The organism is Pseudomonas putida (assembly GCF_028682635.1).
Taxonomy (GTDB): Bacteria; Pseudomonadota; Gammaproteobacteria; order Pseudomonadales; family Pseudomonadaceae; genus Aquipseudomonas; species Aquipseudomonas putida_AE.
The window spans coordinates 184,814-207,781 of sequence record NZ_JANHLK010000008.1 but is presented as its reverse complement, the minus strand read 5'-3'; the positions used below and the strand labels follow the sequence as shown (position 1 = coordinate 207,781).

At 55.1% G+C, this 22,968-nt stretch carries 18 protein-coding genes; 1 reads left to right on the top strand and 17 read right to left on the bottom strand.

Annotated features, from left to right (window positions below):
• Window positions 1-86: 86 nt before the first annotated feature.
• The 17 genes from NPS56_RS13005 to mtnA form a co-directional block, all read right to left on the bottom strand.
• On the bottom strand, window positions 87-1,343 hold the full coding sequence (locus tag NPS56_RS13005) for a lipopolysaccharide biosynthesis protein (protein WP_274074954.1): 1,257 nt from the start codon (window positions 1,341-1,343) through the stop codon (window positions 87-89).
• Window position 1,344: 1 nt separating this feature from the next.
• Complete coding sequence (locus tag NPS56_RS13000) at window positions 1,345-2,442, bottom strand: DegT/DnrJ/EryC1/StrS family aminotransferase (RefSeq protein WP_274074953.1); 1,098 nt, start codon at window positions 2,440-2,442, stop codon at window positions 1,345-1,347.
• Window positions 2,439-3,026 (bottom strand): UDP-2-acetamido-3-amino-2,3-dideoxy-D-glucuronate N-acetyltransferase, encoded by a 588-nt coding sequence (gene wbpD, locus NPS56_RS12995; RefSeq protein WP_274074952.1) that lies wholly within the window; start codon window positions 3,024-3,026, stop codon window positions 2,439-2,441. Before wbpD ends, NPS56_RS13000 begins: the two co-directional genes overlap by 4 nt.
• Window positions 3,027-3,447: 421 nt before the next feature.
• Window positions 3,448-4,398, bottom strand: a complete 951-nt coding sequence (wbpB, locus tag NPS56_RS12990; protein WP_274074951.1) for a UDP-N-acetyl-2-amino-2-deoxy-D-glucuronate oxidase — start codon at window positions 4,396-4,398, stop codon at window positions 3,448-3,450.
• 59 nt (window positions 4,399-4,457) lie between these two features.
• Window positions 4,458-5,759: a UDP-N-acetyl-D-glucosamine 6-dehydrogenase gene (gene wbpA / locus NPS56_RS12985; protein WP_274074992.1), complete on the bottom strand. Its 1,302-nt coding sequence runs from the start codon at window positions 5,757-5,759 to the stop codon at window positions 4,458-4,460.
• 898 nt (window positions 5,760-6,657) lie between these two features.
• A complete protein-coding gene (locus NPS56_RS12980) occupies window positions 6,658-7,707 on the bottom strand; it encodes an LPS O-antigen chain length determinant protein WzzB (RefSeq protein ID WP_274074950.1) in 1,050 nt (349 codons plus the stop codon).
• A gap of 160 nt (window positions 7,708-7,867) precedes the next feature.
• Window positions 7,868-8,107 (bottom strand): DUF1049 domain-containing protein, encoded by a 240-nt coding sequence (locus tag NPS56_RS12975; RefSeq protein WP_274074949.1) that lies wholly within the window; start codon window positions 8,105-8,107, stop codon window positions 7,868-7,870.
• Window positions 8,108-8,126: 19 nt separating this feature from the next.
• Window positions 8,127-8,423 carry an integration host factor subunit beta gene (gene ihfB / locus NPS56_RS12970; protein ID WP_274074948.1) on the bottom strand — a complete coding sequence of 99 codons (297 nt, stop codon included), beginning with the start codon at window positions 8,421-8,423 and terminating at the stop codon, window positions 8,127-8,129.
• 130 nt (window positions 8,424-8,553) lie between these two features.
• On the bottom strand, window positions 8,554-8,835 hold the full coding sequence (locus tag NPS56_RS12965) for a hypothetical protein (RefSeq protein ID WP_274074947.1): 282 nt from the start codon (window positions 8,833-8,835) through the stop codon (window positions 8,554-8,556).
• A gap of 226 nt (window positions 8,836-9,061) precedes the next feature.
• Entirely contained in the window at window positions 9,062-10,756 is a 1,695-nt protein-coding gene (gene rpsA / locus NPS56_RS12960) for a 30S ribosomal protein S1 (protein WP_274074946.1), read from the bottom strand.
• Window positions 10,757-10,875: 119 nt separating this feature from the next.
• Window positions 10,876-11,565 carry a (d)CMP kinase gene (cmk, locus tag NPS56_RS12955; protein WP_046819430.1) on the bottom strand — a complete coding sequence of 230 codons (690 nt, stop codon included), beginning with the start codon at window positions 11,563-11,565 and terminating at the stop codon, window positions 10,876-10,878.
• Window positions 11,562-13,769: a bifunctional prephenate dehydrogenase/3-phosphoshikimate 1-carboxyvinyltransferase gene (locus tag NPS56_RS12950; RefSeq protein ID WP_274074945.1), complete on the bottom strand. Its 2,208-nt coding sequence runs from the start codon at window positions 13,767-13,769 to the stop codon at window positions 11,562-11,564. The genes cmk and NPS56_RS12950 overlap by 4 nt, the downstream gene beginning before the upstream one ends.
• Window positions 13,770-13,797: 28 nt before the next feature.
• Window positions 13,798-14,910 (bottom strand): histidinol-phosphate transaminase, encoded by a 1,113-nt coding sequence (hisC, locus tag NPS56_RS12945; RefSeq protein WP_274074944.1) that lies wholly within the window; start codon window positions 14,908-14,910, stop codon window positions 13,798-13,800.
• Between the two features lie 13 nt (window positions 14,911-14,923).
• Window positions 14,924-16,018 (bottom strand): prephenate dehydratase, encoded by a 1,095-nt coding sequence (gene pheA / locus NPS56_RS12940; RefSeq protein WP_027620100.1) that lies wholly within the window; start codon window positions 16,016-16,018, stop codon window positions 14,924-14,926.
• A complete protein-coding gene (serC, locus tag NPS56_RS12935) occupies window positions 16,018-17,103 on the bottom strand; it encodes a 3-phosphoserine/phosphohydroxythreonine transaminase (RefSeq protein WP_274074943.1) in 1,086 nt (361 codons plus the stop codon). Before serC ends, pheA begins: the two co-directional genes overlap by 1 nt.
• 233 nt (window positions 17,104-17,336) lie before the next feature.
• Entirely contained in the window at window positions 17,337-19,991 is a 2,655-nt protein-coding gene (gene gyrA, locus NPS56_RS12930; RefSeq protein WP_274074942.1) for a DNA gyrase subunit A, read from the bottom strand.
• A gap of 426 nt (window positions 19,992-20,417) precedes the next feature.
• Window positions 20,418-21,494 carry an S-methyl-5-thioribose-1-phosphate isomerase gene (mtnA, locus tag NPS56_RS12925; protein WP_274074941.1) on the bottom strand — a complete coding sequence of 359 codons (1,077 nt, stop codon included), beginning with the start codon at window positions 21,492-21,494 and terminating at the stop codon, window positions 20,418-20,420.
• A gap of 108 nt (window positions 21,495-21,602) precedes the next feature.
• Between mtnA and NPS56_RS12920 the strand changes: the two genes are divergently transcribed.
• The gene (locus tag NPS56_RS12920) at window positions 21,603-22,937 is read left to right on the top strand and encodes a TRZ/ATZ family hydrolase (RefSeq protein WP_274074940.1); all 1,335 of its coding nucleotides are present in this window, start codon (window positions 21,603-21,605) and stop codon (window positions 22,935-22,937) included.
• Window positions 22,938-22,968: the final 31 nt, after the last annotated feature.

The window sequence follows — 22,968 nt, the reverse complement described above, 5'->3', positions numbered from 1 at the left end:
TAGCTATTTTAGATGAAAAAATAAAATATGAAAAAAACCAGCGACACACTGATTTGATTTTTGATTAAAATACACAAGCGCTAAAATCACTTCCATTCACCGCAAGCCAACTTATATGACACAACGCCACTAGCCGCATACATAAAGCTGTGAAAGGCACTGACTAGAAGCAGGAAAACCTCAATATCGTCGGCATAAGCACCTACAGTGAACGCCACGACGATCAAACCAAAAAGCACAAACTGCCAAATTAGGTAAAATTTCTGCTTTTGTGCAATCATATACATTGCACTTAAAGGACTAGCTATGAACTGCAGAAAAAACATCGGGGTCAACAACTGCGCGTAGTTACCGGCCTCCCGCCAGCTTTCACCGAAGAACACTACAAAGATTGTTGGAGCCAGAAAGAAAAAAATAATAAATGGAACTATCGAGATGAATAGAAGCCTGACAAAAGCTTTCGTAAAGATCAAACGACAGCTTCCGCTTCTAGCGTACTCGTGACTAGCCTCTTGCCTAAAGACGTCTGCTATCGCGCTGGCTATAATGGCCATCGGCGCTCCGATGACACGTTGGATCAGTATATAGAACCCTGCCGACCCACTTCCGAAATATGCGCTCAAGAAGATAATCGGTGATTGTGCAGAGGCAGTATTAAATCCATGAGCGAGTATCATGTATTTCGGAAAATCGGAGTACCTCCGAGCTAATGCAAAGATTTTTTGCTTACTGATGAGCAGTGTTTTCGTTGGTTTCCGGACAAACATCATATAGGCTAAAACGCAGGTGGCGAAAAACTGGCCTAATATTTGCCCTGAAATTAAACCTGTCGCCCCCGCTTTGATATACCCTCCCACGATATGAACGGCACTCATCGCAGAACTCTGAAAAATTCTGCTGATGGCCATCCGTTTATAATGGCCCTCACGATTGCACAAATAATTGAGACTTTGATAAGTTGCCATGAAGAAAACGCTTACAGGGAGCCAATACAGCCACTGCGCGCCGTCACCCCAGCCTAACAACCTATCAAAATATGTTTTAAATAGAACGATCAGTAAAAACATACACAGACAAGCAATTCCAGCCAGGGAGATAGAAAGAACTGCTATATGCAAAGCGGTGCTATGTTTTTTTGGAATTATAATCGCCATTTCGTAGCGACCGGTGACCACCACTGCAATAATTGAGGCCACTGCCAAGTAAAGAGCAAACACCCCAAAATCTTCAGGAGTATAGATTCTGGTAAGTAGTGGACTAATTAGAACTGGAATTGCTTGAGCAATAGTTGTCCCAGTCATCAATACCGCTAGATTTTTTGCAAATTTTTTTGCAGTGGACATCTCAACGGTCACCGACACACGACACCAGCTTATCGACAATTTCTTGTTGTGTTTTGTCATCCAAATACGGATGCATGGGAAGACTAAGCACACATTCAGCGATATGATCGCCTATAGGAAGCTTTACAACGCCGTCAGAAACAGCGGGCTGCTTATTTAACGGAATTGGATAATGTACCACTGTCGGAACTCCCAAAGCCGAGAGCTTAGATTGCAGGTCGCTACGATTTTGAACCAGAACAGTATATTGCGCATAAACGCTTTCACAGTGTTCATTAATGAATGGTGTAACTATAAATTCTCTACCAGCAAGCAAACCATCATAATTCCGCGCAATCCTTTTACGCAACTCTATTTCACGATTAAAAATCTCAAATTTGGCTAGAAGTATTGCCGCCTGCAACGTATCTAGTCGGCTGTTTACACCAAGTCTAATGTGATGGTACCGCTTACTCTGGCCATGGCGCGAGACTTGGCGAATTATGTTTGCCAACTCTTCGTTATTAGTAAAAATTGCACCACCATCTCCATAGCAACCCAATGGCTTACTAGGGAAGAAGCTGGTACATGATACATCTGTCAAGTTGCAGGAGCGTTTCCCCTTATAAGTCGCACCAAAACTTTGGGCGGCGTCCTCTATAACGGGTATCCGGTGTCGTGCTGCAATTTCATTAATCTTATCGAAGTCAGCACATTGCCCATATAGCGAGACTGGTATAATTGCCTTTGTTTTAGACGTTATAGCCGCTTCCAGTTTTTCGGGGTCTAGGTTATATGTATGCGGATCGACATCGACGTACACCGGTTTTGCACCTAGCAGAGCAACGGTTTCTGCGGTTGCGATGTAAGTGAAACCAGGTGTAATCACCTCGTCACCAGGACCAATTCCTAATGCCATTTGCACGATTTGCAGTGCGTCTGTACCATTTGCACATGTCACGCAGTATTTAGCCCCAACGAACGTTGCCAGCTTTTCCTCAAGCTCGGCAACCTCCGGCCCAAGAATATATTGGCCATGAGCAAGTACTTTGGCAATCGCGGCATCTATTTGCCCTTTGATAACCTCTTGCTGTTTTTTTAAATCAATAAATTCTATCATGACGTTTTTTCCAGCTTGGTAATTAGTCCATTTGTTAGTACATAGCGCGCTCCGGTATGGATGCAAATCGCTTCTCCAGCTCCTGTCAAAGGAAGCCCAAGTTGCTCACCATATTCGCTCATCCAACCTATTTGGCGAGCAGGCACGCCAACCATCAAAGCGTAACTCGGAACATTTTTGTTGATGACTGCGCCAGCACCAACAAACGCAAACTCTCCAATCGTCACTCCGCAAACGATAGTGCAATTGGCACCGAGCGTCGCGCCCTTTTTTACCAACGTGTCTTGATACTCACTTTTACGCTCAACCAGAGAACGCGGGTTATAGACATTAGTAAAGACCATGCTAGGCCCACAAAAAACGCCCTCCTCCAAGATAACGTTATCGTAGACAGAGACATTATTCTGAATCTTACAATTATCGCCTATTACAACTTTATTCCCAACAAAAACGTTCTGCCCCAGGGAGACGCCCCTCCCGATGCGAGCACCGCTGCAGACATGGACAAAATGCCAGATCCTAGATGATTCTCCAATCTGAGCTCCTGGATCAATTATCGAAGATGGATGCTGATAATAGGACATGTTAGACACCCGATTAGTTGAGCGTGGAATTTGACAAAAGTACTTTGAGTGTAGCAGACACAAACAGTCCAAAACTGCGTGATCCGATCTCATTTAGGTGATGACTATCTTGGTAAATCAACTCTCCATCGCGAAAAGGTGCGTATTATAAAATCGCTATGAAAAAGATCAAAGAACTCTACGTTCTTATAATGATGGACCAACGCCGCGAAAGAAAATTATTGCTTGCATGAAAAGCAATCACAGTCAATACCGCAATAGCTCTCAAGCCCTGAACGTCCAAGCGAAAGCCATCGGTACGCATAAGAGCAGCCTTCTGACGAAGACTGCAAATACTATTTTCTGATTCGCTGATATTCACGGAAAACTCAACTCTCTACTCCGATATAAAGGATGGCCTAGACGGCCATCCATTTAAGCATTACTTTAGCAAACGAGCTAGGTTCGGGTGCCCCTCTCCATCAACTGCCGTCACGACTTGCGATGAACGAATCACCTCAACTGTCTCTACACAGTGCCTGGCATCTTCTATACCGTAGCCTCTTCCAGCTAATATCTCTTCATAACTGGTAGTATGTAAATCAGTGAACCCTTCAGAGAACTCCATTTCCTCGCCATCCACTGTAATCGATCTGTAGGTGGGTTTCTTCCCCTTCACAGACTCAGGCAAGTCAGATGCATCGATCGACAGGAACCATCGAACACGTGCGTTTTCATATTCTAAAAAGCCAGATGCTTTGTGTTCGGAAGCGAAGTGAACAACATTTCTTTGCAATTTACCGAAAATAAAATGCAGCATGTCGTAAAAGTGCACACCTATATTCGTCGCCAGTCCAAAAGACTTACGCGGATCACCTTTCCAGCTTTCCATATACCAATTCCCGCGGGAGGTGATATATGTAAGCTCGACATCATATTTATTGGCCCGATTTTCCTTCGAGACTTTGTCCCTAAGATTTAATATGGCGTGATGATGACGCAATTGCAAAATATTGTAGACTCGCTTACCGGTCTCTTTTTCTACAAGTGCTAGCTCATTAAGAATTGCGGATGTTGGAACAAGTGGCTTTTCACAAATCACATCGCAACCAAGCCTTAGCCCTGCGGCGATATGAGAGTGATGCAGATAGTTCGGTGAACATACAGCGATGTAATCCAGCGCGGTTGATGGATCACGTTTCAGTTGGTGAGCATACTCTATGAATCGCTCAAACTGAGTAAAAAACACACTTTGTGGAGAAATACTATCGATGATACCAACGGAATCATTTATATCATAAGCAGAAACCAGCAAATTACCGGTATCTTTTATTGCACGCATGTGTCGTGGAGCGATATATCCAGCCGCACCGATCAAAGCAAAGTTTTTCATTGTACCTCTCATGAGGCTACTGAGCCTCTAGCCTGATTCAAAAAATCAATCAAAAAAAATTATGCCTTGATAATATGTGCCGCCGGCAAACGGTATTTGCCACGACTATCAACGATTAAATGAGCATGTTTTTTGATAAGTTCGTAGTCAAATTTGTCGTGATCAGTGGCAACAACTACAGCATCAAATCCCGATATGCTTTCGGCTGTCAATTCCACGCTGCATAGATCGAACTTATGCTCTCTCATTTTCGGGAACACAGGTACATGAGGATCGCTATAAGCGATTAAACCGCCCTTGGCTTCAATCAATTCCATTATTTCCACCGATGGAGATTCGCGCATATCATCCACGTTCTTCTTATACGCAATACCCAAAACTAGTATGTTGCTTCCTTTTACAGCTTTACCGGTATCATTGAGTCCGTCCATCAATTTGCCCAATACATATTCAGGCATTGCTTGGTTCACTTCACCTGATAGTTCGATAAATCTGGTATGGAGACCATACTCGCGAGCCTTCCAGGTCAGGTAAAACGGATCGATTGGTATGCAGTGACCACCCAGTCCAGGCCCCGGATAATAGGCAGTAAAGCCAAAAGGCTTAGTCGCAGCCGCATCCACAACTTCGAAAATGTCTATGCCCATGCGATCAGCCACGATTTTCATCTCGTTAACCAAACCGATGTTGACCGCACGATGTATATTTTCAAGCAATTTAGTCATTTCGGCCGCTTTCGTGGAACTGACCGGAACAACTTCATCGATGGCTTGTTCATAAAGTGCAGTGCCAACTTCGAGACAAGCAGAGGTGTCCCCTCCAATAATTTTTGGAATTGTCCGAGTTTCAAAGTCCGGATTACCAGGGTCTTCACGCTCCGGCGAATAAACCAAGAAAATATTTTCCCCAACGATCAGACCACCTTCTTGGACCCGAGGTAGCAGCTCTTCCTGTGTCGTGCCCGGATAGGTAGTGCTTTCCAACGATACGACTTGTCCAACTCGCAGATAAGGCTTCAGAGCGTCTGTGGTATTGATCACAAAACTCATATCCGGTTCGCGGTATTTATTCAGGGGAGTAGGCACGCACAGAATTAATGCGTCACACTCTGATGCACGAGCAAACTCTGTGGTGGCTTCAAATCCGGAGCTACGTGCGTGTTTAATCTTCTCACCCGGGATATGCTCGATATAACTTTGGCCTGCGTTAAGCTTTAAAACCTTACTTTCGTCGATATCGATACCTAAAACACGAAACCCGATAGCATTGTAACGGAGCATTAACGGCAAGCCGACGTAACCGAGACCGACAATGCCTATTAGGGCGTCCTTATTCTTAAATTTTGCAATGCTGTCCTTCATTTGTTGCGACATCAATCTGGCTCCGGCTCACCTAGTGAGCAATTATTGGTTAATTTTGTTTAGGCTTTGCTCAAATCCCTGGCGCAGGCTAAGCGTGAAAAGGAGTGTCCAACGCCGGCTATGAAGACCTTATTCAATAGGTTTGTTGTAACAACGGATTGCAAACAGTACACCACGGGCACGCGGCTCAGCTGGGATCCTACCGCTACTAATGAATAGCTTAAATGGGTCGCCGCTGATTGGTTAAGAAAATTAATCTGCTGGTTTAAGCCCCATACCAAGCGCCTACCGTTCAGGGGGAAATCACTGAAAGGAAAACGTGCTCGACTTCGTGCTTGAATATTTTTCGCGCTAACCTGCCGCTCATTTGAAAAACGAGGCGCCACAACGTGGCATCCGAGATGCAGATGTGACCTCAGCTCCCCTTCCCCATTGTGAATTCTCATATACGTTTCCAAATGCTGACTCTACCTATGCACGGCTTAATCTGCTCATCTTGGCGTCTCAGAGGCGTCCAAGCATCACATTCTAGCTAGGAGAAAGGATCTTTGCATTGCTCAAAGCAACCACCTGTGCGGAGCCTCCCTTTAATGGCAGGAGAATCTTGGTCTCGCCCAGTCAGATTTTATTATGAACAGACGCTGTATAGGCCTTGGACGGAGAGTCATACGACCAGTGGACCGTCGTTATCCCCCAACACTAAATATTCCGTGCAATCCTATAGCTCTGACCAATACAAAATTCGCCGACACCTGCGGATAAGGTTGACTTTTACGAGAAATTATTGCAGGCACCATGAATTATCATTGAATCAGTTCCGGGCAGTAACACAGCAGTACGCAGCAAATATCTCATTCAACAGTCCGACCAAGCAATAGCGAAGAAGGCTTATACCGCCTTAGTCGGCAACAGGCCTGGAACTCAGCTTAAGACTTCTAATCAAGACGATCACAAGACCTGTCATCCCACCCAGGATAATACCAACGAGGATAATAAACATTCTCCTAGACTTGACAGGCACTGCTTGTTGCTGGATTAGAGAATCTTTATCAAACACCCACACCTCCGGCTTAGCACTCATTAAAGTTTGATATGATTCAAGTTTAGCTTGGAGATTCCTTAGACCAGGTATAAATGGGTCGTTTGACTTTCGTTCCTCTGCTACTTTGAGCTCTGACTCAAGCACCTTTCTACCACGCATGTAAGAACGAATATCGGCCACTTGATTCAGCAGTCTTGCCGCACCTGTACCGGTAAACACTAATGGATTCTCCAATCCAATTGCTTTAGCTATAAATATGGATTCTTTCAAACGAGTTATAGTATCTTGCCGCTCCCTTTCTCCCAATTCTCGAAGTAATCCTATTTTTGTTTGCAGATCAAGAGACAAAACGCCCAGCTCTTTATGGACACGGCTCATCACCTCTCGATCTGCGCGGCGCGCCGCCTCTTCAACATAAAGACTCGTCAAATTGGTAATGCTCGAAGGATCCCCACCCTGAATTGAGACTGACCAACGCCCCACCCCTTCTTTATCAGCAGGGGCAACAATCACGCTTTGGGAGAACCCACTGTACGTACGATCCGCTTTTCGATCTGCACCCTCAGCCAAGCTCGGGAGATATACATTCTGAAAAAAAGACTGGCGCATTTCCTGAGACTGAAGCTCCGCTAGAAAAATCTTAAAAACTTCGTCGACAGTAAATTTCTTTAGGGAAAGATCTTCAGTTCGCCCACTATTCAATTCAGAGATATCATCATTGGTAGGCGGTGCGATGTAAGACTTTGCTTCATATACTGCCGTAAGTGAAAACGCATAAGCTGCGGCAGCGAGCGTAAACACAAGAGTAACAATAGCGACCAGCCACTTTTGCAACCAAACCACTTTGAATAACTGCACCAGATCAACTTCATAAATACCACTGTTGGCTGTATTAGCTCTTTGCATATGCCGCCCCCCGCCCTTATTCATATAATCCTTGAATCACACTTTACTAATTTAGCCAACACCTCATTTCACCACACAGTTCATAGAACGGCAGATTGGTGACAGAGTCGTCGGTGTACATTCGGGGCCAGCATAGCTATCAGCACTAGGCCAGAGACCGTTATTCTGGATGCGACCTTCGCCTGCTCACCTTTGAACGTATTCCCAAAATTAAAAGCGGCCCTGCGCACCAACCTAATAGCAACGCTATAATAACGTAGGCTGCGATCGGTAATTGTGGCGCAGACCAGCCGAAGAAAACCAACGATGCTGGTTGGTTATTTTCTAGAATAAAAACAACCACCAGCGCAGTGAACAAAATTAACACCGCAAACATTGTTGCTCGCTTGACGCTATTCATCTAAGCCTCTCGTCAGCAATCAAAACTCATTTTCTTCGTCCTCATTCACCCGATCCCTCAGCTCTTTACCCGGCTTGAAATGCGGGACGAACTTCCCATCAAGACTTACAGACTGACCGGTCTTCGGATTGCGCCCTACACGAGGCGCACGATAGTGCAGGGAGAAGCTGCCAAAACCACGGATCTCGATACGATCGCCGGTGGCCAGGCATTGGGACATTTGCTCAAGCATGGTCTTGATGGCCAGCTCCACATCCTTGGATGAGAGCAGCCCTTGATGGGTGACAATTCGTTCGATCAACTCCGACTTCGTCATAATTTTCCCTTCTTTTTCAAGCAGCTAGATCAGCGCTTCAAAGGTTTTAGCATGCCCTGACAAATTTGAACAGCCCCCATCCTGCACCCTGTGTTTCTGCCTCGGGCGGTGCAACGCCCTGCCCTTCCACTCATTTGCAGATAACCAGCATCGTCCGCGTAACAAAACCCGCGGGATTGAAGCCGAAGAGAAATTCTTCCTCTTCTTCCTTTGCATCATCGGACCTAGCCACGACTGTATAGCCTGCACCTTTGCATTCCTTGGCTGCGCGCTTCTGACACCTTTCCCAGTTCGATCCCAGCCCCGAGCAATCGATCTCGATACCACTGACCCCACGCACGGCATGCGTTTTCGCACTGGTGGCACACCCTGCCAATGCCAGCACCGCTATGACGACTACGAGCGTTTTCATTCACATCCTTATGCCAGGCACAGCGCCTGACCGTCGTTTACCCCAAGCTAAGACTAGCTGCAAATAAGCGATTGATCCTGCTAAAGAAACAGACAGTTTTGGTGAGGTAATGTTTCGGGTTTACCCGAAAAGATCGCAGCCTGCGGCAGCTCCTACAGGGCGTGAGCCAAATTGCAGGCACAAAAAAGGGCGACCGAAGTCGCCCTTTTTTACAGAAAGTCAGAACTTAGTTCTGTTTTTCCATTTGTGCACGCAGCAGGTCACCCAGAGTGGTGGCTACTGGAGCATCCGAACCAGCTTGCGGCTTGTCGCGCAGGCTCTGGATCGCTTCTTTCTCTTCTTCAACGTCTTTCGACTTGATCGAGAGCTGGATTACGCGGCTCTTGCGGTCAACGCTGATGATCTTGGCTTCTACTTCTTCGCCTTCTTTCAGAACGTTGCGCGCGTCTTCAACGCGGTCACGGCTGATTTCGGAGGCTTTCAGAGTCGCTTCGATATCGTCGGCCAGGGTGATGATGGCGCCTTTAGCGTCAACTTCTTTCACGATACCCTTAACGATTGCGCCTTTGTCGTTCTCTTGAACGTACTCGGAGAACGGATCGCTTTCCAGTTGCTTGATGCCCAGGGAGATGCGCTCGCGCTCTGGGTCAACCGACAGGATAACGGTGTCCAGCTCGTCGCCCTTCTTGAAACGACGAACAGCTTCTTCGCCAACTTCGTTCCAGGAGATGTCGGACAGGTGAACCAGGCCGTCGATGCCGCCGTCCAGACCAATGAAGATACCGAAATCGGTGATCGACTTGATGGTGCCGGAGATTTTATCGCCCTTGTTGAACTGGCCAGAGAAATCTTCCCATGGGTTAGATTTGCACTGCTTGATGCCCAGGGAGATACGACGACGCTCTTCGTCGATGTCCAGAACCATAACTTCCACTTCGTCGCCGACTTGTACGACTTTCGAAGGGTGGATGTTCTTGTTGGTCCAGTCCATTTCGGAAACGTGTACCAGACCTTCAACGCCTTCTTCCAGCTCAGCGAAGCAGCCGTAGTCGGTCAGGTTGGTTACACGAGCGGTAACGCGAGTGCTTTCTGGGTAACGGGCTTTGATAGCAACCCATGGATCTTCGCCCAGTTGCTTCAGGCCCAGGGAAACACGATTGCGCTCGCGATCGTACTTCAGAACCTTGACATCGATCTCGTCGCCAACGTTGACGATTTCGGAAGGATGCTTGATACGCTTCCAAGCCATGTCGGTAATGTGCAGCAGGCCATCGACGCCACCCAGATCGACGAATGCGCCGTAATCGGTGAGGTTCTTGACGATACCTTTGACTTGTTGGCCTTCCTGCAGGGATTCCAGCAGAGCTTCGCGCTCGGCGGAGTTCTCGGCTTCCAGGACGCTACGACGGGAAACGACAACGTTGTTGCGCTTCTGGTCCAGCTTGATGACCTTGAATTCCAGCTCTTTGCCTTCCAGGTGCGTGGTGTCGCGCACTGGACGGACGTCAACCAGAGAACCTGGCAGGAACGCACGGATGCCGTTAACGTCGACAGTGAAGCCGCCTTTAACCTTACCGTTGATAACGCCCTTGACCACTTCTTCGGCTGCGAAGGCAGCTTCCAGAACAATCCAGCATTCAGCGCGCTTGGCTTTTTCACGGGACAGCTTGGTTTCGCCAAAGCCGTCTTCTACCGAGTCCAGCGCAACGTGAACTTCGTCACCGACGTTGATAGTCAGGTCGCCAGCGTCGTTGTAGAACTGCTCAAGCGGGATGAGTGCTTCAGACTTCAGGCCAGCGTGAACGGTTACCCAGCGAGCTTGGTAATCGATATCAACGATAACACCGGTGATGATGGAGCCTGCCTGAAGGTTCAGGGTTTTTAGGCTTTCTTCAAAGAGTTCCGCAAAGCTTTCGCTCATTTTAATTCCTGTTGATGAGGGCGAAGAATACGCCCATCTCCACACCCCAGACGGTGTGGGTTAGTTTCATTTAGAAGAAGCGCCCCAGGACTATGACTGGTCCCCTGCGGCCTTCTTGGTCACCCGGCGATATCGCGAATGGCGATCTCGCTCATGATGCGTTCCAGCACCTGGTCGATGGACAATTCCGTGGAATCCAGCTGTATGGCGTCAGCCGCCGGCTTGAGCGGGGCTACCGCTCGCTGGGTGTCACGCTCATCGCGTGCACGTATCTCATCTAGCAGACTCGACAGACTAACACCCTCGACTTTGCCCTTCAACTGCAAATATCGACGGCGCGCCCTTTCCTCGGCGCTGGCGGTCAGGAAAATCTTCAGCGGCGCATCTGGAAATACCACGGTACCCATGTCGCGACCATCGGCCACCAGGCCCGGCGCTTCCTGGAAAGCGCGCTGGCGCTGCAGCAGCGCCTCGCGCACCGCGGGCAATGCAGCCACCTGGGAGGCCCCCGAGCCGACGCTTTCGGTACGGATCACATCACTGACTTCGTCGCCTTCCAGGATGATGCGCTGCAGCTGACCTTCGGTCGCCGCGATGAATTGCACATCCAGATGAGCGGCGAGTTTTTTCAGCAACTCTTCATTGGTCAGGTCGACGCCGTGGTTATGCGCAGCGAATGCCAGCAGGCGGTACAGCGCACCGGAATCCAGCAGGTTCCAGCCCAGGCGCCTGGCCAGGATCCCGGCTATGGTGCCTTTGCCCGAGCCGCTTGGCCCATCGATGGTGATGACCGGTGCAATGCTCTTCACGACTGGGCCTCTTGCGCAACGCGGATACCGACCTGCGCGCACAGCGCCAGGAAGTTGGGGAACGAGGTCGCCACGTTGGCGCAGTCGTGGATGCGGATCGGCGCCGTGGCGCGCAGCGAGGCAACGCTGAAGGCCATGGCAATCCGGTGGTCGCCGTGACCATGGACTTCACCACCACCGATCGAACCGCCATCGATGATGATGCCATCCGGGGTCGGTTCACACTTGACGCCCAGCGCCAGCAAGCCATCGGCCATGACCTGGATCCGGTCCGACTCCTTGACCCGCAGCTCTTCGGCGCCGCGCAGCACGGTGCGCCCTTTGGCGCAGGCGGCAGCGACGAACAGCACCGGGAATTCGTCGATCGCCAATGGAACCAGCGCCTCGGGAATCTCGATACCCTTGAGTTTAGCTGCTCGCACGCGCAGGTCCGCCACTGGCTCGCCGCCGACTTCACGCTGGTTTTCCAGGGTAATGTCGGCGCCCATCAGGCGCAGGATGTCGATCACGCCGGTGCGGGTAGGGTTGATGCCGACGTGCTCCAGTACCAGCTCCGAACCCTCGGCGATCGACGCGGCCACCAGGAAGAACGCCGACGACGAGATGTCGCCCGGCACTTCAATGTGGGTCGCGGTCAGCTTGTGGCCGGACTCGACCGAAGCGGTGGCACCGTTGACGCTGACCGGGTAGCCGAAGCCGCGCAGCATGCGCTCGGTGTGGTCGCGAGTCGGTGCAGGCTCGGTGACGGTGGTCTTGCCTTCGGCGTACAGACCCGCCAGCAGCAGGCAGGATTTAACCTGGGCACTGGCCATTGGCATGGTGTAGGTCAGGCCCTTGAGCTTGTTCCCACCACGAATGGTCATCGGCGGACGGCCTTCAGCGGCGGTCTCGATTACGGCGCCCATTTCACGCAGCGGGTTGGCCACGCGATTCATCGGGCGCTTGGACAGCGAAGCGTCGCCGGTCAGGGTGCTGTCGAAGTCCTGTGCCGCCAGCAGGCCGGACAACAGGCGCATCGAGGTACCGGAGTTGCCCAGGTAGATCGGTCCCGGTGCTGGCTTGAGGCCATGCAGGCCGACACCGTGAATGGTCACACGACCATGGTGCGGGCCTTCGATGACCACGCCCATGTCGCGGAACGCCTGCAGGGTCGCCAGGGCGTCTTCGCCCTCGAGGAAGCCTTCGACTTCAGTCACGCCTTCGGCCAGGGAGCCCAGCATGATCGAACGGTGGGAAATCGACTTGTCACCTGGTACGCGAATCCGACCGGACAGGCGGCCACCAGGTTGAGCCAGGAAAATCAGATCGTTGGAATTCATAGCGTCCACATAGGCCCGACGGGCCAGGATTTTACTGAAATGCTCGCGGGCAACCCGGGCGCGAGTGAAAACGCCCAATAATTGGTGCCCATCCCCTGCATCGACCGCGTCGCGCAAGGCGTCGAGGTCGCTGCGAAATGTATCGAGTGTGCGCAGGACAGCTTCGCGGTTGGCGAGGAAGATGTCATGCCACATGACCGGGTCGCTTCCGGCGATTCTTGTGAAATCGCGGAAACCGCCCGCAGCGTAACGGAAGATCTCAAGGTTTTCATTGCGCTTGGCCAGCGAGTCGACCAGGCCGAATGCCAGCAAGTGCGGCAGATGACTGGTGGCCGCCAACACTTCGTCGTGGCGTTCGACCTGCATGTGCTCGACATCGGCGCCCAACTCGCGCCACAGACGATCGACCACGGCCAGGGCCTGCGGATCGGTCTGCTCCAGCGGTGTCAGGATCACTTTATGGCGACGGAACAGTTCGGCATTCGAGGCTTCCACCCCGCTCTGCTCGGAACCGGCGATCGGGTGGCCCGGCACGAAACGCGCCGGCATGCCGCCGAAGGCCTCGCTCGCCGCGCGCACGACATTGCCCTTGGCGCTGCCGACGTCAGTCAGGATCGCTTGCCCCAGATCCATGCCCGCCAGACGGCCGAGCATTTTTTCCATGGCAAGGATCGGCACGGCCAACTGGATCACGTCGGCGCCCTGGCAAGCAACCGCCAGGTCATCTTCGCAGCGATCCACCACACCCAGCTCAACCGCGAGTTTGCGCGACTGCGGGTCGAGATCGACCCCGACCACTTCGCGGCACAGGCCACTTTCGCGCAAACCCTTGGCAAACGAACCGCCGATCAACCCCAGACCAACCACCACCAGGCGTCCGATCATGGGCTCTGCACATTGCAGTGCAGTGACATCAACCACGGGCCAGAACCTTGGCCAGCGCCTCGAGGAAACGGCTGTTTTCCGCCGGCAGGCCAATGGTGATGCGCAAGTGGTTCGGCATGCCGTAGTTGGCTACCGGACGCACGATCACGCCTTCGCGCAGCAGCCCCTGGAACACCGGGGCCGCCACCTGACCGAGGTCAACGCAGATGAAGTTGCCTTTGGATGGAATCCAGCCCAGCCCCAGCTCGCGGAATCCCGTTTCCAGTTGCTGCATGCCGGACTCATTCAAACGACGGCTTTCAGCCAGGTATTCGCCGTCCTGCAGCGCAGCGCAGGCAGCGGCCAAGGCCAGGCTGTTGACGTTGAACGGCTGGCGCACGCGGTTCAGCACATCGGCGACCACGGCGGTAGACAAGCCATAACCTACGCGCAACGCCGCCAGGCCGTAGGCCTTGGAGAATGTGCGCGACACCAGCAGGTTCGGGTAAGCCGCGAGGAAGTCCAGGCCGTCCGGCAGGTCGCTGCCTTCGGCGTATTCGATGTAGGCCTCGTCCAGCACCACCAGTACGTGCTCCGGCACGTCCTGGAGGAATTCGTCCAGCGCCTCGGTATCGAACCAGGTCCCGGTCGGGTTGTTCGGGTTGGCGATGAACACTACGCGGGTATTGGCGTCGATGGCCGCCAGCATCGCCGGCAGGTCATGACCCCAATCCTTGGCCGGAATCACTTTGGCCTGGGCGCCGACGGCCTGGGTCACGATCGGGTAGACCGCAAACGCATGTTCGCTGAACACCGCGTTGAGGCCTGGCGCCAGGTAGGCGCGAGCGACCAACTCAAGGATGTCGTTGGAGCCATTGCCCAGCGTCACCTGGTTCAGTTCGACACGGCACTGCTCGGCCAGCAGGGTCTTGAGCGCGAAGCCGTTACCGTCCGGATAACGAGTCAGCTCAGCCAACTCTTCACGGATGGCCGCCAGGGCCTTGGGACTCGCGCCCAGCGGGTTTTCGTTGCTGGCCAGCTTGACGATGCTGGCCGGATCGAGATCCAGCTCACGCGCCAGTTCGTCCACGGGTTTGCCCGGAACGTATGGCGAAAGTTGTTGCACGCCCGGCTGTGCCAGAGCGAGGAAATTGCCACTCATTTGCTACCGCCCCTTAGAGAACTGCTTTCGGGTAGGAACCCAGCACTTTGAGTGCTACTGCTTCCTGGCTGATCTTTTCCAGCACACCTTTTACCAGCGGATCGCGGTGGTGGCCGACGAAATCGATGAAGAACACGTAGGTCCATTTACCGCTGCGCGACGGACGGGTCTCGATTCGCGTCAGGTCGATGCCGTTGTCGTGGAACGGCACCAGCAATTCGTGCAGCGCGCCCGGCTTGTTGCTCATCGATACGATGATCGAGGTCTTGTCGTCGCCGGTCGGCGGCACTTCCTGGTTACCGATCATGAGGAAGCGCGTGGAGTTGTCCGGGCGGTCCTCGATTTTCTCGGCCAGGCGGGTCAGCCCGTAGAGGCCGGCCGCCATGTCGCCGGCAATCGCTGCAGAGTTCCACTCACCCTTGACCCGCTTGGCCGCTTCGGCGTTGCTGGACACCGCCACGCGCTCGACATTCGGGTAATGGGCGTCCAGCCACTTGCGGCACTGGGCCAGGGACTGGGCGTGGGAGTAGATGCGGCTGATGCTGTCGGTCTTGGTGTTTTCACCGACCAACAGGTGATGGTGGATCCGCAGCTCGACTTCGCCACAGATCACCATGTCGTGCTCGAGGAAGCTGTCGAGGGTGTGGTTGACCGCGCCTTCGGTGGAGTTTTCCACCGGGACCACGCCAAAGTTCACCGCACCGGCCGCCACTTCGCGGAACACTTCGTCGATGGCCGCCATCGGCTTGCTGATCACGGCGTGGCCGAAGTGCTTCATGGCCGCAGCCTGGGTGAAGGTGCCTTCAGGACCGAGGTACGCCACTTTCAGCGGCTGCTCGAGGGCCAGGCACGAGGACATGATTTCGCGGAACAGCCGCGCCATCTCTTCGTTGCCCAGCGGCCCCTGGTTGCGCTCCATGACACGCTTGAGCACTTGAGCTTCGCGCTCGGGACGATAGAACACCGGCACTTCGCCTTCGGCCAGCGAGGCCATCTTTACTCGCGCGACTTCCTGGGCGCAACGCGCACGCTCACTGATCAGCTCCAGGACTTTAGTGTCCAGAGCATCAATGCGAACGCGCAGTGCCTTGAGTTCTTGCTCAGACATTAGCCGTGTTCCTTCTCGAACTCTGCCATGTACGCCACCAGCGCGTTGACCGCGTTGATGTCGACGGCGTTATAGATGGAGGCGCGCATGCCACCCACGGAACGGTGACCCTTGAGGTTCAGCAGGCCACGCTCGTCGGCACCGGCCAGGAACGGCTTGTCCAGACGGTCATCGGCCAGGCGGAACGGCACGTTCATCCACGAGCGGTCCGACTTGTTGATCGGGTTGCTGTAGAGGCCGCTGGCATCGATGAAGTCGTACAGCGTGCGCTGCTTGACGTCATTGAGCTTGCCGATGGCTTCGACACCGCCCTGCTCCTTGAGCCACTCGAACACCAGGCCGGAGAGGTACCAGGCCAGGGTCGGCGGGGTGTTGTACATCGAACCGTTGTCGGCCGCGACCTTGTAGTCGAGCATGGTCGGGCACTGGGAACGGGCGCGACCCAGCAGGTCTTCACGCACGATGTTGACCACGATGCCGCTCGGGCCGATGTTCTTCTGGGCGCCGGCGTAGATCATGCCGAAGCGCGAGACATCCACCGGACGCGAAAGGATGTCCGAGGACATGTCAGCGACCAACGGAACGTCACCGGTCTCGGGAATCCACTGGAATTCCAGGCCGCCGATGGTTTCGTTCGGTGCGTAGTGCACGTAGGCCGCGTCTTTCGACAGCTTCCATTCGTTCTGGCCAGGAATGGCGAAGTAATCGTACGGCTTGGCGGTGGCGGCAACATTGACGTGGCCGAAGCGCGACGCTTCTTCGATGGCTTTCTGCGACCAGATACCGGTGTCGATATAGTCCGCGGAGCCATTTTCCGGCAGCAGGTTCAGGGGAATCTGGGCAAATTGCTGGCTGGCGCCACCTTGCAGGAACAGCACTTTATAGTTCGAGGGGATATTCAGCAGATCACGCAGATCCTGCTCGGCCTTGGTGGCGATGGACACGAACTCATCGCTGCGATGGCTCATTTCCATGACCGACAGACCCTTGCCGTGCCAGTCGAGGAGTTCACCCTGGGCGCGCTGCAGGACAGCTTCGGGAAGCGCCGCAGGACCGGCACAGAAGTTATAGGCTCTCTTGCTCACATCCAATCTCGCTCTGATTTGGTGGTATCACGCAATAAATCATCAGCCGACACCAATCTAATGTGGGAGCGGGCTTGCTCGCGAAAGCGATTGGACTGGCGACATCTTTATTGGATGTCAGTCCGTCTTCGCGAGCAAGCCCGCTCCCACATTTGATCGTCGTGGGTGTCGATTTTTTTCATACAGGACAAACAACAAGGGGGCGAATTTTCATCCGCCCCCTGCTTACCCGCTTATTCCTGTGGTTCTTCGTCAGCGGCGGCGTCGAGTTGCTGGTCCTCGACGATGTCGTCGATCACGACATTGCCCTCGAACCCGGCACCTTCTTCACCTTCCAGCTCTTCACCCTCGACTTCCGACGGCTCCTGGACCCGCTCCAGACCGACCAGCGTTTCATCGCTGGCCAGCTTGATCAGGGTCACGCCTTGGGTGTTACGACCCAGGCTGGACACTTCGTCGACACGGGTACGTACCAGGGTGCCCTGGTCGGAAATCAGCATGATCTCCTCGCCATCGAGCACCTGGACCGCACCGACCAGACGGCCGTTACGATCGTTGCTGACCATGGCGATCACGCCCTGGCCGCCACGCTTGTACTCAGGGAACTCGGTGATCGCAGTGCGCTTGCCGTAACCACGCGCCGAAGCGGTGAGGATCTGGCTGCCTTCTTCCGGGATCAGCATGGAAATCAGCTTCTGCCCTTCCGGCAGGCGCATGCCGCGTACACCGCGGGCGGTACGGCCCATGGCGCGAACGTCGGATTCCTTGAAGCGCGTCACCTTGCCGCCGTCGGAGAACAGCATGACTTCGCGTTCGCCATCGGTGATGGCCGCGGAGATCAGCACGTCGCCTTCGTCCAGCTCCAGCGCGATCAGGCCGACGCTACGCTGACGGCTAAAGGATTCCAGCGGGGTCTTCTTCACGGTGCCGTTGGCGGTGGCCATGAAGATGAAGTGACCTTCGGTGTATTCCTCGACCGGCAGCATGGTGGTGATGTATTCACCGTCATCCAGCGGCAGCAGGTTGACCAGCGGACGACCACGGGCGGCGCGGGAAGCTTCCGGGATTTCGTAGGTTTTCAGCCAGTACACCTTGCCCTTGCTGGAGAACAGCAGCAGCGTGGTGTGGCTGTTGGCCACCAACAGGTGAGCGATGTAGTCCTCATCCTTGACGCCGGTGGCCGACTTGCCTTTACCGCCACGACGCTGGGCCTGGTACGCAGCCAATGGCTGGGTCTTGGCGTAGCCACCGTGGGAAATGGTCACGACGCGATCTTCTTCCGGGATCATGTCGCCCAGGGTCAGGTCGAGACGGGCATCGAGGATCTCGGTGCGACGCACGTCGCCGTATTCGGCGCGGATCACTTCCAGCTCTTCGCGGATCACTTCCATCAGGCGCGTGGCGCTGTTGAGGATGCGGATCAGCTCGCCGATCTGGTTGAGGATCTCTTGATACTCGGCCAGCAGTTTTTCGTGTTCCAGGCCGGTCAGGCGGTGCAGACGCAGTTCCAGGATGGCTTGCGCCTGCTCTGGCGACAGGAAGTACTTGCCGTCGCGCAGGCCGTATTGCGGATCGAGGTTTTCCGGACGGCACGAATCGGCGCCGGCACGTTCCACCATCGCCACAACGGCGGAGGACTCCCAAGGGGTGCTGACCAGCGCTTCCTTGGCTTCCGACGGGGTTGGCGAGGCCTTGATCAGGGCGATGACCGGGTCGATGTTCGACAGGGCAACCGCTTGACCTTCCAGGATGTGACCACGTTCGCGCGCCTTGCGCAGTTCGAACACGGTACGGCGGGTAACGACTTCGCGACGGTGACGAACGAAGGCTTCCAGCAGGTCCTTGAGGTTCAGGATGCGTGGACGGCCGTCGATCAGCGCAACGATGTTGATGCCGAATACCGCTTGCAGCTGGGTCTGGGCGTAGAGGTTGTTGAGGATCACCTCAGGCACTTCGCCACGACGCAGTTCGATCACGACGCGCATGCCGTCCTTGTCGGACTCGTCGCGCAGCTCGGTGATGCCTTCGAGCTTCTTCTCTTTTACCAGCTCGGCGATCTTCTCGATCAGGCGAGCCTTGTTCAGCTGGTAAGGCAGTTCGGTGATGACGATCTGCTGGCGGCCACCAACCTTGTCGATGTCTTCGATCATCGAGCGGGCGCGCATGTAGATGCGGCCGCGACCGGTGCGGTAGGCTTCGATGATGCCGGCGCGACCGTTGATGATCGCGGCGGTCGGGAAGTCCGGACCCGGGATGTATTGCATCAGCTCGTCGACGGTCAACTCGGGGTTGTCGATGAGCGCCAGGCAACCGTCGATGACTTCACCGAGGTTGTGCGGCGGAATGTTGGTCGCCATGCCCACGGCGATACCGCTGGAGCCGTTGACCAGCAGGTTGGGAATACGGGTCGGCATGACCGCCGGGATCATTTCGGTGCCGTCGTAGTTCGGCACCCAGTCCACGGTTTCCTTATGCAGGTCGGCCAGCAGCTCGTGCGCCAGCTTGGTCATGCGCACTTCGGTGTATCGCATGGCCGCGGCGTTGTCGCCGTCCACCGAACCGAAGTTGCCCTGGCCGTCTACCAGCAGGTAGCGCAGGGAGAATGGCTGCGCCATCCGAACGATGGTGTCGTACACCGCGGTATCACCGTGCGGGTGATACTTACCGATCACGTCACCGACAACACGGGCAGATTTCTTGTACGGCTTGTTGAAGTCGTTGCCCAGCTCGCTCATCGCGAACAGCACGCGCCGGTGCACGGGCTTCAAGCCATCGCGCGCATCCGGCAGTGCCCGCCCGACAATTACGCTCATCGCGTAGTCGAGATAGGACTGCTTCAGCTCGTCTTCGATATTGACCGGGAGGATTTCTTTGGCCAGTTCGCCCATGAGAAGCCTGATTCCTTTTTCTGGTGAAACTTCGTCACATCCATATGGGACGAACGAAGCTCGCCGCTGCAGGCTGAGTGCCGTGCACCGACTTACGACAAATCAACGAGTTATGCCATGGATCTGCGCAGTAAAGGTCGCCCCGCAGGACAACCTTGGAAACCGCCGGATGTTATCACAAGAGCCGCCACGCACCTATCCCCCTGATGCGCATGGAGCATAGTTAGTTGACCGATGACAGGCTTGAAGGGGATCAGAGAGGCTTAGAGCCGAGTTGAATGCTGAATTGGGGGGTTGATTCAGGCTCATTTACTGTCTTTCAGGGCCTCTTCGCGGGCAAGCCCGCTCCTACAGGGATCTGTGTCGATCACAAACCCTGTGGGAGCCAGCCTGCTGGCGATGGCGTCCTTTCAAACGCCACGGCAATCAATGGAGGCGCTTGCGGCACATCAACTGGGTCATTTTCGCCGTATCCGGCCGCTCGACGATGCCTTTTTCGGTGACGATCGCATCGATCAGGTCCGCCGGGGTTACGTCGAACACCGGGTTGAACGCATCGACATCGGCGCCGAGCCGCTGGCCACCTACCTCCAGCAGCTCGCGCCCATCGCGCTCCTCGAGCACGATGTCGTCGCCACTGGCCAGGTTCATGTCGATGGTCGAACTCGGCGCCACCACCATGAAACGCACCCCGTGGTGCATGGCATTGACCGCCATCTGATAGGTGCCGATCTTGTTGGCCACGTCGCCATTGGCGGTGATTCGATCTGCGCCGACGACGACCCAGGTGACGCCCTTTATCTTCATGATATGCGCCGCGGCGGAGTCGGCATGCAGGGTCACCGGAATGCCTTCGTTGGCCAGCTCCCAGGCCGTCAGTCGGGAGCCTTGCAACCATGGACGGGTTTCGCTGGCATACACGCGCTCGACCATGCCCTCGATAAAGGCACCGCGAATGACCCCCAGCGCCGTGCCGAACCCACCGGTGGCCAGTGCGCCGGTGTTGCAATGGGTCATGATCGCCTGGGCGTTGCCCTGGTGCTTGCGGATCAGGTCGACGCCCAGTTGCGCCATGGTCAGGTTGGCTTCGCGGTCGCTTTCATGAATGGCCAGGGCCTCGGCTTCCAGCACGGACAGCGGATCTGCGTGTTTTTTCAGGCGATCCAGACGTTCGCGCATGCGCCCAAGGGCCCAGAACAGGTTGACCGCGGTCGGACGGGAATCGGCGAGCAGCGCAAAATCTTCCTCCAGCGCCGCCTGCCAGTGGCCGCCCTCGGCAAACCGGGCGCGCGCTGCCAGCACAACGCCATAGGCGGAACTGATGCCAATGGCCGGCGCGCCGCGCACTACCATCGAGCGAATGGCTTCGGCCACTGCCGCCGCGCTGGTGCAGGCGATCCAGGTTTCCTCGAACGGCAAAACTCGCTGATCCAGCAGGTACAGGGTGCCATCACGCCAATCGATGGCCTTCACCTTCTCAGCAGCCAACAGTCGATCGCGCATCAAACACCCCGCAGTCAGAAACAAAAGCCGCCGATTATAGCGATCCCCCGACGAAGACGCTCGGGTATACTTCGCCATCCTTTACAAAAGCACTGGAACCGATCCTCGATGCCGAACACTGCCCCTGCGCTCGATCTGTTGTTGCTGCCGACCTGGCTGGTACCCGTCGAACCCGCTGGCGTCGTGCTCAAGGATCATGCCCTGGGCATCCGCGACGGGCGCATCGCCTTCATCGGCCCACGCAGCGCTGCCCTGCAGCTTAACGCAACCGAAGTGCGCGAATTGCCGGACATCCTGCTCAGCCCCGGCCTGATCAACGCCCACGGGCATGCGGCAATGACCCTGTTCCGTGGCCTGGCCGACGATCTGCCGCTGATGACCTGGCTGGAAAACCATATCTGGCCGGCCGAAGCCAAGTGGGTCGACGAGGATTTCGTCCGCGACGGCACGGACCTGGCCATCGCCGAGCAACTCAAGGGTGGCATCACCTGTTTCTCTGACATGTATTTCTTCCCGAAGGTTGCCAGCGAGCGCGTACATAACAGCGGCATCCGCGGACAAATCGCCATTCCGATCCTCGACTTCCCGATCCCGGGCGCCAGCACCGCGGACGAGGCGATCCGCCAGGGCGTCGAGCTGTTTGGCGACCTCAAGCATCACGAACGCATCAAAATCACCTTCGGCCCCCATGCACCCTACACCGTGGGCGATGAAAACCTGGAAAAAGTCCGGGTGATCGCCGAAGAACTGGACGCGTCGATCCACATGCACGTGCATGAAACCGCCTTCGAAGTGCAGCAAGCGCTCGAACAGCGCGGTGAACGCCCACTGGCCCGCCTGGCGCGCCTGGGCTTGCTGGGGCCGCGCTTCCAGGCGGTTCACATGACCCAGATCAGCGAGGAAGACCTGGCGTTGCTGGTAGAAAGCAACACCCATGTCATTCACTGCCCCGAGTCGAACCTGAAGCTGGCCAGCGGTTTCTGCCCGGTGGAGCGCTTGTGGCAGGCCGGAGTCAACGTCGCCATCGGCACCGACGGCGCCGCCAGCAACAATGACCTGGACCTGCTGGGCGAAACCCGCACCGCCGCCCTGCTGGCCAAGGCCGTCGCGGGCTCGGCCACGGCTCTCAGCGCCCACAGCGCCCTGCGCATGGCCACCCTCAACGGTGCCCGCGCACTGGGGATCGAAGCCGAGGTCGGCTCGCTGGAAGTCGGCAAGGCCGCCGACATCGTCGCCTTCGACCTCTCGAGCCTGGCCCAGCAGCCAGTCTACGACCCGGTTTCGCAGCTTATATATGCATCCGGCCGCGATTGCGTGAAACACCTTTGGGTCGCGGGCAAGCAACTGCTCGACGACCGCCGCCTGACACGGATGGACGAACAGCAACTCGTCGCCACCGCCAAGGCTTGGGGCCAGCGCATCAGCGGCCGCAAAGAATCGTAAGTCCCCCGGACTCAACCCCGGGGCTACAGGA